Genomic DNA, 10,952 nt, shown 5'->3' with positions numbered 1-10,952 from the left:
GTTATGCCCGACCGTACAGTTCCTGCCGATCTGAAGCGGAAAACCGAGATCGGTGTGGCAGGTCGAGCCGTCCTGCACGTTGGCGCCCTCGCCGATCTCGATCCACTCATTGTCGCCGCGCAGCACCGCGCCGAACCAGACGCTCGCGCCCGGCTTCAGGCGCACGCGGCCGATCACGGTAGCGGTCTCCGCGATGAAGTAGTTGCCGTCGGCGGGAAGGTCGGGCGCCTGCCCGTCGAGCTCGTAGATCGCCATGAGGGTCTCCTGTCGCGTCAACCCCAGCCATAGCGAAACGGCGGCCTTGACGCAAAGGGCCGCCGCGCAGGCAGCCCTATAGCGCGCGCATCAGACCAGAACGCCGGCCGCGCGGAGCGTCATCAGGAAGAAGGTGCCGCTCATCATGCTCCAGAAGCCGGCGATGACGGTCGCCATCATCACGAATTCGACGCGGCGGCTCTCCACCTGCCTGCCGCGCAGAGTATTGCGCATGATGATGAAAGGCGCCGCGAACACCAGGAACGGAACCGCCGCGAAGGTCTTCGGCGCCACGCCGTCCTGCAACAGACCGAAGCCGGCCGGCCGCTGTGCGACCGTCTGGTATCCGCTCACGAGCGCTCCCGCGAGCGCGAAACCAATGCCGATCGAGAAGAATGTGTTGAGAGCTTCAGGTGTCATCGGAACAGTCCGCCCTTACGCAACGCGAGGTACCTTCCTGTGACAAAGAGTGCCGGTTAACGCTACATTATCCTTAAGGGAAGGTTAACGCCGCCAGCCGTTCCACGCAGGCCTCTCTCCCTTCCCTGCAGCCGGCCAACGCTCCGCGAAATCGCCACCACGTGGCATATTCGCCGCTGATTCGTCGGCCATCGGCCGACTTCCGACTCATTCGCGCGGCTCATGACGGTGTTTTCGGCAATTTCCCCTCAATCTCCCCGGGCGCGCACCCGGGCACACGTCATCCCGATCGTGCTCGGCGGCACTGCCGCGGCGTGCGCCGTCGCGCTCGTCGCCTATTTGTTGTGGCCGACCTGGGGTCCGAGCGGCGCGAATGCCCCGGACAAGCTGCCGGTGAGCGTCGGCGGCACGCTGTTCAACCTGCCGACCAACGCGATCCGCATGAAGATCCAGCGCCACTCCGGGCCACAGGAGCGGATCGATCTCGACTTCCTGTACCCTTCGCTGGAGCCGCCGGGCGCGCCGAAGCACGTCACCGCCGATAGCGTGGATGCGGCGATGCAGCCGATCGACCGCATCTTCCTGTCGATCGCCGCACATCGCGATGCGCTCTCGCCCGAGCAGCGCACCGCCACGATTTATCCACGCTATCTCGACCAGGCCGCGGCAATGCCTCAGGATGGGCTGACGATGCGGATATTCCGCGCTGACACGCCTTACGGCACCGAGGATCTCTATTCTGCCGCAAGTCCCGCGCTGACCGCGCGCTGCACGCGCGATGGTGCGACGCCCGGCATGTGCCTCGCCGAACGCCGCGTCGGCAGCGCCGACCTCACCTTCCGCTTTCCGCGCAGCTGGCTGTCGCAGTGGCGCGATACGGCGGAAGCGATGGAGAAGCTGACGGCGCAGCTGCGCGGCCCGAAGGGCTGAACGCGACCGCGCGACCTGCGCTTCCAAAACAAAAACTGCGAAAACAACCCCATGCACAGTAGCCAAGCTCCTGTAATGCTTCGTATTTTTCGAAGTCAGCTTCGCGCGTATGGTGTCAGGATGGGGCGGCGGCGAAGCTGTTGCTCGTCCTTGCAAGCGAAGCGAAGCAATCTCGGCTACATTGCCTTTTCATCTCAATGCACGATGCCGTGCTCGTCCGACTCACGGACCGAACCGGCAGGCATCCGCGACAGAGGTTAGTCATGATTCTCCGCAGAAGTGACGGTGTGTGGCTAAATGAACCGCAGCGATGGGCGGCAGAGGGTGATGACCTGCGGATCCTCACGGACAAGGCCACGGATTTCTGGCGCGAAACCCATTACGGCTTCAATCGCGATAGCGGACATTTCCTGGGCTTTCCGACAGGCGAAGCATTCACCGCAGATTTGCGTGTTCAGGGCGATTTCCGGGCGCTCTATGATCAGGCGGGCATCATGGTGCGCCTCGACGCGCATCATTGGGTCAAAGCCGGAATCGAATTGTCAGATGGCCGCGCTATGCTCGCGAGCGTGCTGACAAACGGGCAATCAGACTGGGCGACAGCACCCTATGAGCATAATGCCAGCGACTTCTGGGTCCGCGCGACCATCGCCAACGGTGTCCTCCGTCTGCAAGTTTCGGCCGACGGCAAATCCTGGCCCCTCATGCGGCTGGCGGCGTTTCCTAAAGCAAACTCCTACCTTGTGGGACCGATGGCCTGCACACCCGAACGGGCGGGGCTAGAAGTCGTATTCTCGACGTTTCGTCTGACACCTCCCCTCGGAAAAGACCTGCACGACCTGAGCTGAACATCACCCTTGCAGAAATATGTTCTTGCAAGAAAGCAAAGGCATGGAGCCGCGCCCGCGCGGCCCCGTTGAGCGAGACGATCGCCGAACTATTCCTGGTCGACGAGGTCGTCCTCGAGGATCGCCATCTGGAATTGGAACGAGCGATCATCGTCCTCGTCGTCGACGAAGAGCACACCGATGAATTCCTCGCCGATATAGACCTCGGCGGAATCATCCTTCTTTGGCCGCGGCACGACGCGGATCTTGGGATTGCCGAATACGCGCTTCAAATACGCGTCGAGCTTCCTAACTTCCTTGACGTCCACGGCAAGTCTCCAATCGAAATCTGGGTTGGCGCGGGTTTTAGGACGAGACGCGACCAACCGCCAGCATGAATTGCCAAAGAATTTTTGGGACGAAAGGGGCGGAAAATCCGCCCCTTCCGACAAGCTCGAAGGCCCGCCTCAGAGGCCCATCTCAGAGCCCCATGGCGTTGATCATCTGATCCATGGTGCGCGACGGCTCGGCACAGCCGGCTTCGCCGACGACCTTGGCAGGCACGCCTGCGACCGTCACGTTGTGCGGCACCGGTTTGACCACGACCGAGCCCGCCGCGATGCGCGCGCAATGACCAATCTCGATGTTGCCGAGGATCTTCGCGCCGGCGCCGATCAGGACGCCGTGGCGGATTTTCGGATGGCGGTCCTCGTTCTCCTTGCCGGTGCCGCCGAGCGTAACGCCATGCAGGATCGAGACGTCGTCCTCGATCAGCGCAGTCTCACCGCAGACGAAGCCGGTGGCGTGGTCGAGGAAGATGCCGCGGCCGATGCGCGCGGCGGGATTGATGTCGGTCTGGAATACCGCAGACGCCCGGCTCTGCAGATAATACGCAAAATCCTTGCGGCCCTTCAGATAGAGCCAATGCGCGAGGCGGTGGGTCTGGATGGCGTGAAAGCCCTTGAAATAGAGCAAGGGATCGATGAAGCGCGAGGTCGCGGGGTCGCGATCGTAGACGGCGACGAGATCGGCGCGGAAGGCGTTGCCGAGATCGGGATCGTCGCGCAGCGCCTCGTCATAGGTTTGGCGCACGAGATCGCCCGACAGCGCGGAATGATCGAGCCGGTCGGCGACTCGATGGATCACCGCATCTTCCAGGCGGCTGTGATGCAGCACCGTCGAATAGATGAAAGTCGCAAGCTCCGGCTCGCGATGGACGATGTCCTCCGCTTCGCCGCGGATCCGATCCCAGATCGGATCGAGCGTTGCGAGCTTTCCTCCCGGATTGACCTGATGCACTGCCATGAGATCTGCTCTTTCGAATTGGCTCGTTTCACTGGTTCTATAACACAGTCTAGGCGACAAAGTCCTGACGGGCTTGCCTGAGAGTGAACAGTGCGTTGCCCGGCGGGGGCATGCCAACGCGTTGAATCACAACAGTTTCTTCCGACACCCCGGGCGGCAAGGTCGGCTCAAAATGGTCAGGGTTTCGCCAAATTCAAGCCGGGCGGCGTCAAACTATTGGTGAATTCCGCCTCAACGGTAATTGCGGGCATGGTCCGAGTGAGGACGGAGCGGATTTGACCATCACCACCGATCATGCGCACGCGGGCGCCGCGGGCTCACTCTGGCTGCGGCTCGCCGCCATCGCCCTGCCGCTCCTGTTGATCGCGCCGGCATTCTGGAACGGCTATCCGCTGTTGCAATGGGATACCGGAGGCTATCTGGCGCGCTGGTACGAGGGCTATCTCGTCCCGAGCCGCTCCACCGTGTTCGGCATCTATCTGCACTATGGCGAAAGTTCAGGGTTCTGGATCAACCTCGCGGTCCAGTCGCTGGCCACGCTGTGGCTGTTGCAGCTCACCTTGCGCGTGCTCTCGATGATGCAGACGTTCCGTTTAGTCGTGATCAGCCTGCTCCTGATCCTGTCGACTGCGCTGCCCTGGCTTGCGAGCATGCTGCTCACCGACATTTTTGCAGGCCTGTCGGTGCTGTCGCTATTCCTGCTGGTCGTCGGCGGGCCGCGGACCTCGGCGCTCGAAAAAATCTCGCTGTTCGTCTTCACGGCCTTTGCCGCCGCGACCCACAGCGCCACGCTCGGCGTGCTGCTCGGGCTCTGCATCGCCGGCTGGATGGCGCGGCCGTTGCTGGGGCGCCGGCTTCCGATCGCCGGATTGGCCCAAGCGAGCCTCACCATCCTCGCTGGCGGCCTGATGCTGGTGTCGGCGAACCATGCCTTGTCGGGCAAGTGGACGTGGACGCCCGGCGGCACCGGCGTCGCCTTCGGCCGCATGATGCAGGACGGCATCGTTGCGCGTTATCTCAATGACCATTGCCCACGCGAAAAACTCAAGCTCTGCCCCTATCGCGACCAATTGCCGGCGAGCGCCGACGAATTCCTGTGGGGCAAGAGCATGTTCAACACGCTCGGCCGCTTCGAAGGCATGAACGACGAGATGGGCACCATCGTCGTGGGTTCGCTCGCCGACTATCCGGCTTGGCAGGCCGGCGCGGCCTTGCAGGCGCTGGGCCAGCAATTGCTGCATGTGGCGACCGGCGAAGGCACCAATGGCTGGATCCCGCACACCCGCGGCATCATCGAACGTTATGTCCCCTCGCAGGCCGCGCCGATGCGCGCCGCGCGCCAGCAGAATTGGGGACTCGATTTCGACACCATCAACTGGCTGCACGTTCCCGTCGCGCTGGCCTCGATGCTGGCGCTGGTCGCGCTGCTGGCGCATGCCCTCGCGAACCGCCGGCTCGACGACCTGACCTTGCTGGCGGCGACCATCACGCTGGCGCTGCTCGGCAACGCCTTCATCTGCGGCGTGATCTCCGGCCCGCACGACCGCTATGGCGCGCGGATGGTGTGGGTTGCGACCTTCACCGTGCTGATGGCGCTGGCGCGCCGCCTTGGGGAAGACAGCAAAGCGCGGTGAGATTGGGGTGAAGCGCCATCGTGCCTGGTTTCGTCCGAGCAGCGATCGCGTTTATCCAGTAAGACCAGCGCATTCGTTCTCAAGGGTGTTTGGAGCCCTTCATCGCCCCCGCAAATCGGCACACGCGGCGGGGCGGTGGCATGAGCACGACCAGCCGTTAGTCAGCCGGCTGCGTGAAAACGGACCCAAGTGCGAGACGGTCAGTGCCGTACAACAACTGAGGCGTTCCGCGGCTAGCTCTTTGTGCCGGTGCCGCCGGCACCGGAAGAATGATTTCGGAAGCGACCCTCCAGTCCTTCCCGACGCGAAGCCAGTTGCTGATCATGAGAAACGGCCTGGCTGTTCCATCTTGCCCCGCATAAGAGACGGTGATGGTCATCGGCACATAGGACTCGGCGACGTCGCGCGTCAGGCCGACAACCCTGAGCTTCGAAAAATCTGGCTCGAGTACGACCGGACCGGGCTACCGATATCATGCAGCTATTGATCAATCGCCGCGTTACCCCAAAAGCCGGCCCAGTTTCCCTCGGACGGGATCGCGCTCTTGGCCACCAAAAGGGCCGAGGGCGATTGCCAGAACATCCGATACAGAGCCTTGAAATCATGCTTGTTTGCCAATTCCATCAGCCTGCCGAACTTCGATTTGATTGCGCTGAGCGTCGCAGCATTCAGCGGCTCTCTGCTGACGGCGGGAGCAGACGCGGCAGACACGGTGGTAAGAGCCACAGCAGTGAGGGTGACAAGAAGTGCCTTATACATGCAGGAATGTCCGTTCCAATGCGTCGCTCACATCATGACAACACTTGTTGCGTTTCCGCGATTGGAGGTGTTCACGTCCGTGAGCTGAAGTGTCGTCAGGACGTTTCAGCACTCTACGGATGCCTGGCTTAAAATGGTCGAGCGGGAGCGCGCGGGCTCCCGGCGCCACAGCGCCGGGAGCGGCACCGTCACCTCGTGAGGGCGGCTTTTTCGATCACCTCAGCGACCTGCTTCGCATGGACGACGAGCGAGGCATGGCTGCCGGTGACTTCCGTCGTCTGGGCGTGGATCCTGGCCGCGAACGACTTCTGGGCCTCGGGCGCGAGGACTTTGTCCTTCGTGCTGATGACGTAGAACGTCGGCTTGTCATGCCAGGCCGCAACGTCGACCGGGGCTTCGAATGCAACGTGGTTCAGCGGAAGCTGCGAGTTGGCCAGGTGCGCGGCGATCTCCGGAGGAAGGTCAGCCGCGACGGCTGACGGAAACACCTTTGGATCGATGTACAGATTGCCCTTCGCATCGGGGTGGATCGCCTTGCCGCCTTCGGTCGGCGGACCGGCCTTTGCCAGCGACGCCAGGGATTCACCGACCTCCGGCGCAAAGGCGGACACATAAACCAGCGCCGAAACCTTGGGATCGTTGCCGGCTTGCGTGATCACCACGCCGCCCCATGAGTGGCCGACCAGAACGGTCCTGCCGGCTTGCTTCGCGAGCGCCTGTTTGGTCGCATCGACGTCGGCGGCGAGCGAAGTGAGTGGATTTTCGACGAGCGTGACGTTGTAGCCTTTCTTGGTGAGAATATCGGCAACCGGCTGCCAGCTCGTCTGGTCTACGAAGGCGCCGTGCACGAGCACGACGTTGTGCGCTGCCCCCTTGGGCAGTTCGGCGGAATGTACGGCTCCGACCAACGTCGTTCCGGCCAGGAGGACGGTGGCGGCTGAGAGGAGAATAGTTCGCATTGTTTGTTCCTTTTGGCATGTCGGACGAAAGTAGTCCGGGGGAATGGACAGGCGTTTCCAGCAAGGTCGCGGTTCTTCCATCTGCCGTTGGCGAAATGGTTGCCGCACGTCCCGTCGGCCCGCCGTGGCATGACGTATTCCGTGGACCTCTCGGACGATAGGGACCAATCGTCCGTGTCTTGTGTCCGATCGTCCGCGGTTCTAGTCTCGGGGGATGGATATACTCACCCAGGTGCTCGATCGGGTTCGTCTCGGCGGGACGCTGCTCTTTCACTTCGAGCTCGGCCATCCCTGGCATCTTGAGTTGCCGGCGCGCCCCTACGCCCTGTTTCACTATCTCAACCAAGGTTCAGCGACCCTCGCGCTCGAACAGGGAGAGGAAATCCAGATCACCGGGGGCGATTTTGTCGTCATCACACGTGGCGAGCCCCATGTGTTTTATTCGGATCGCCGGGCCGAGCCTTTGCGCATCATGGATATCGAACGGTCGTCGCCACGCCTCGGATTCGTTCGTCACGGCAGCCGTGCAAAGCCGCTCTCGACCATGCTCTGCGGCAATTTCACGGTGTCGCGGCCGACGTTTGGCAGCGTGCTGGAGTTGCTTCCACCCGTGCTCTTGCTGAAGCCGACGTCCGACCGTGGTTGGCTTGAAGCCATCCTGCGCCGCATGATGAGCGAGTCCGCGCTCGAGCGTCCTGGCCAAGGCGTCGCGCTTTCACGACTGACGGAGGTGCTCTTCGTCGAGGTGCTGCGAAGCTGGATCGCGTCTCTCAGTCCCGGGCAAGGCGGCTGGATCGGGGCCATTTCTGACCCCCATATCGGACCGGCGCTGAAGCTGATTCACGAAAGTCCGGAGCAGCTTTGGACGCTGAGCGACCTAGGCCGTCGCGTCGGGCTCGGCCGCTCGGCATTTTCGGCGCGCTTCACTAGGCTCGTGGGCCAGCCCATGCAACGTTATGTGATCGAACGCCGGATGGCGGAGGCGGCGTTCCTGCTGGAAACCAGCGACGAACCGATCGCACGGATTGCCAACCGGATCGGTTACGAGACTGCAGCGGCGTTTTCGAAGTTGTTTCACCGGCACATTGGTCAGTCGCCCGGCCGTTACCGGGCTGCGCGACGCGCCGACGGAGCCCGTGCGCAGTTGGACGGATCGGAATTGCAAGTATCCGATTGACCTCGATAAAGCTGTGGCTTCGAGTTGAGTCTCATATGCGCCCTTAGCGAACCCCGATCCCTAGGTACAGGAATGGACGGTTGCCGAAGGGAGTGGATGGCCCACTGTAACGAGACATTTCAGGATAGCTGAAACCGCCTCATCGCCTCAGGCGCGGCGTGAGAGGAAATCGAGCACGCCAGTCTTGTAGACCTTGTCGCCGACTGCGCGCATGTGATCGCGACCGGGAATATCGAGCACTTCCGAACCCGGGATGATGGCACCGAGTGCGCTGGCCGAACCCGCGACGTCGTCGGTGCTGCCGACCGCGATCAGCACGGGCACGTCGATGCGCGCGGCTTCGTCCTTCGTCATGAGATCGCGCGTGCCGCGCAGGCAGGCGGCCAGCGCCTTGCGGTCGGAACGGGTTTGGTCTGCAAAAGCACGAAACGTGCGTCCGACGGGATCGGAGACGTCGTCGAGCGAGGGCGCTTCCAGCGCCTTCGCGACGTTCTCGCCGGGCCCGGTGCCCTCGATCAGGCCGCCGATGCCGATGCCGCCAAGGATTGCCGAACGCAGGCGCTGCGGCTCGTTGAGGGAGAGCCAGGCCGTCATCCGTCCGCCCATCGAATAGCCCATGAGATCGGCCTGCGGGATGGCGAGGTGATCCATCAGCGCGAGCACGTCGCCGGCCATGGTCGGGATGGAGTACTGCGCGGGCTCGTAGAGCTTTGCGCTTTCGCCATGGCCGCGATTGTCGAGCGCAATGACACGGCGGCCGTTCTTGCGCAGCTCCGAGACCCAGGTCGGATAGACCCAGTTCACGTTCTTGCTGGAGGCAAAGCCGTGCACCAGGATGATCGGATCGCCCTCGCCTTCGTCGAGATAGGCAATTTCAACGGCGCCGTTGTGAAAGCTCGGCATCATCAGTTCCGCAATCTTGAGGGGAAGAGGTATCTTAGGCCGTGACGGCAGGGCTTGCCAGAACGGCTTCGGCGGCGATCCGCGCCTGGCGAAGTCGCCGCGCCCGTCTGCGATCGCACCAGGCCTGGGTCAGGCGCTCCGTCGTCGCCTTGATCGAGAACAACAGGCCGAGCAGCGTCAACGCCGCACCGAACAGCCAGAGTGCAAGATTGAACGCCCCGCCGATCAGCAGCAGCGCGCCGCGGCCGAGCAGCTTCAGAATCGCGCGCGTCTTGCCGCCCTGCGCTTCCGCGAGCCGCGCCGCGCGTGCGACGTCCTTGGGACCTTCAGCGATGCGCAAGCTATCCGTCGCGCCGCGCGTGCCGGTCTTCTCGACCACGCGCGTGACATCCTTGCCGAGCCGAACCAGCGCGCCGGCCTTCTCGGCGCGGAACGCGGCCTTGATCGCGCTCAAGGTCTGGCCCGGCCGCAGCACCGAGCCGGAGGCAACCGCGTTCTGGAGCATCGGCGTATCGACGACCTCGCGCGCGGACCGGCCGGCCCATGCCGCTAGTCCCTCGCCGAGCCGGCCGACCTTGCGCGCGTCCTTCACCAGCGTCAGCCCGGCGCGAACCGGCGCGGCACCGCCGACGGAGACGTAGGTCACGGCCGTGACCGCGAGACCCGCGGCCGCAAGGCCCAGCACCAGGCGGTCGGTCTCCTCGCCCATGGCGAGGTGCTTGCCCTCGCGGACGACGTCCCTGATGTCGCCGATGACGAAGAGATCGCCGGCCATGGTTCCCGACAAGCTCGCAACATCATCCGCGTTGCCGGTAACGAGACCGGTGGCAAACCGTTTTGCGAAATGCGAGGTGGAGTTTTCGGCTTTGACCGCGTCACCGACACGGCTCGGGAGGTCGTCAGGCAGCGCGATGTTGCGGTCGCGCGCCAGTGCGACAAAACTGTCGGCAAGATCGGCATCGCCCGATGCGAGCGCGACCTCGATGTTGTCTTGAATCAGGCGGTCGTTGTGCCGCAGCAGCGCGTCGAGCTTGATCTCTGAGAGCGCGGCGGGATCGTCCTGGGCGGCCAGAATCGCCCCGGCCTCGCGGGCGTGCGGTGCTACCTGCGCGAGCATGAAGCCGCATGCCGCGATACCGGTCAACGCTGTGCTGATTCGCAACCACTTCATGCGGAGAGCCTGGACGGTCCTGAGATCGTTGACGCCTAACGGTTGTCTTTCGTCGCAATTACGCTCGTCCACAGACATAGTATGCCAAAATTGCGACACAACGTCCCCGACGAAAGAAGGGCTTCTCTCAGGCCGCAAGATTGTGTCGAATTTGCATGAGCAAATGAGCATGGGGCATTGCGGAGCTTTCGGTTCCGCTGGACTAGCAATCATCTCCACCCACCAGTATGGTCCGCGGCGCCTTAATAATGCCGCGGCAGTCGTGATTGTGTCTGCCGCCATTGCCACTCCAGGATGAGTACGATGTCCGACCATGTCGTCCCGCACTTCCACAACGATGCCGGTGTCCCCGTCATCGAGATCGGCTCGCAAGAGTTCATGTGCGTGGGCGCCAACCCTCCGTTCGATCATCCGCACGTCTTCCTCGACCTCGGCAACGACAACGAGATCATCTGCCCGTACTGCTCGACTCTGTACCGTTTCGCCGCCGACCTGAAGGCGGGCGAAGCCCGTCCGCCGGAATGCGTCCTGAAGGACAAGGTGGCCTGACCGCTTCCATCGGCCAGGGGTGGCGCTCTCCCGAACGATTGTCATCGCCGGTGCCGGCATCGG

At 63.1% G+C, this 10,952-nt stretch carries 11 protein-coding genes and 2 pseudogenes; 5 read left to right on the top strand and 8 right to left on the bottom strand.

Translation table 11 applies throughout. The annotated features are described in order from the left end of the window. Window positions 1-255: pseudogene (locus tag IVB32_RS16260) on the bottom strand (gamma carbonic anhydrase family protein); the annotation flags it as partial. A gap of 90 nt (window positions 256-345) precedes the next feature. Next, a complete protein-coding gene (locus IVB32_RS16255; RefSeq protein WP_007602553.1) occupies window positions 346-675 on the bottom strand; it encodes a hypothetical protein in 330 nt (109 codons plus the stop codon). A gap of 222 nt (window positions 676-897) precedes the next feature. Between IVB32_RS16255 and IVB32_RS16250 the strand changes: the two genes are divergently transcribed. Further along, window positions 898-1,605, top strand: coding sequence for a hypothetical protein (locus tag IVB32_RS16250; RefSeq protein WP_247371636.1), 708 nt, complete (start codon window positions 898-900; stop codon window positions 1,603-1,605). 263 nt (window positions 1,606-1,868) lie between these two features. Continuing rightward, window positions 1,869-2,453: a DUF1349 domain-containing protein gene (locus IVB32_RS16245; RefSeq protein ID WP_026232925.1), complete on the top strand. Its 585-nt coding sequence runs from the start codon at window positions 1,869-1,871 to the stop codon at window positions 2,451-2,453. Between the two features lie 89 nt (window positions 2,454-2,542). Here the strand turns inward: IVB32_RS16245 and IVB32_RS16240 are convergent, their stop codons facing one another. Together IVB32_RS16240 and cysE are read right to left on the bottom strand one after the other, a co-directional pair. Next, the gene (locus IVB32_RS16240; protein ID WP_007602550.1) at window positions 2,543-2,761 is read right to left on the bottom strand and encodes a DUF3126 family protein; all 219 of its coding nucleotides are present in this window, start codon (window positions 2,759-2,761) and stop codon (window positions 2,543-2,545) included. Between the two features lie 151 nt (window positions 2,762-2,912). After that, window positions 2,913-3,737, bottom strand: a complete 825-nt coding sequence (cysE, locus tag IVB32_RS16235) for a serine O-acetyltransferase (RefSeq protein ID WP_007602549.1) — start codon at window positions 3,735-3,737, stop codon at window positions 2,913-2,915. A 275-nt stretch (window positions 3,738-4,012) separates the two neighbouring features. Here cysE and IVB32_RS16230 point away from each other — a divergent pair, with 275 nt between their 5' ends. Continuing rightward, entirely contained in the window at window positions 4,013-5,371 is a 1,359-nt protein-coding gene (locus tag IVB32_RS16230) for a hypothetical protein (RefSeq protein WP_247371634.1), read from the top strand. A gap of 157 nt (window positions 5,372-5,528) precedes the next feature. Here IVB32_RS16230 and IVB32_RS16225 read toward each other — a convergent pair. Continuing rightward, window positions 5,529-6,130: pseudogene (locus IVB32_RS16225) on the bottom strand (hypothetical protein). Between the two features lie 188 nt (window positions 6,131-6,318). After that, window positions 6,319-7,089, bottom strand: coding sequence for an alpha/beta hydrolase (locus IVB32_RS16220; protein ID WP_026232924.1), 771 nt, complete (start codon window positions 7,087-7,089; stop codon window positions 6,319-6,321). A 214-nt stretch (window positions 7,090-7,303) separates the two neighbouring features. On the opposite strand from IVB32_RS16220, the gene IVB32_RS16215 reads away from it, so the two are divergent. After that, window positions 7,304-8,266, top strand: coding sequence for an AraC family transcriptional regulator (locus tag IVB32_RS16215; RefSeq protein WP_085396133.1), 963 nt, complete (start codon window positions 7,304-7,306; stop codon window positions 8,264-8,266). 147 nt (window positions 8,267-8,413) lie between these two features. Here IVB32_RS16215 and IVB32_RS16210 read toward each other — a convergent pair whose 3' ends face one another. Beyond that, window positions 8,414-9,169 carry an alpha/beta hydrolase gene (locus IVB32_RS16210; RefSeq protein WP_085396325.1) on the bottom strand — a complete coding sequence of 252 codons (756 nt, stop codon included), beginning with the start codon at window positions 9,167-9,169 and terminating at the stop codon, window positions 8,414-8,416. Between the two features lie 34 nt (window positions 9,170-9,203). Beyond that, window positions 9,204-10,340 carry a hypothetical protein gene (locus tag IVB32_RS16205; protein WP_247371632.1) on the bottom strand — a complete coding sequence of 379 codons (1,137 nt, stop codon included), beginning with the start codon at window positions 10,338-10,340 and terminating at the stop codon, window positions 9,204-9,206. A 303-nt stretch (window positions 10,341-10,643) separates the two neighbouring features. On the opposite strand from IVB32_RS16205, the gene IVB32_RS16200 reads away from it, so the two are divergent. Next, window positions 10,644-10,889, top strand: a complete 246-nt coding sequence (locus tag IVB32_RS16200) for a zinc-finger domain-containing protein (RefSeq protein WP_007602543.1) — start codon at window positions 10,644-10,646, stop codon at window positions 10,887-10,889. Window positions 10,890-10,952 lie beyond the last annotated feature (63 nt).

Source organism: Bradyrhizobium sp. 23, from assembly GCF_023073295.1.
GTDB classification, from domain to species: Bacteria; Pseudomonadota; Alphaproteobacteria; order Rhizobiales; family Xanthobacteraceae; genus Bradyrhizobium; species Bradyrhizobium canariense_D.
Note: the sequence above shows the minus strand (reverse complement) of the source record. Positions and strands in the feature narration are given on the sequence as shown.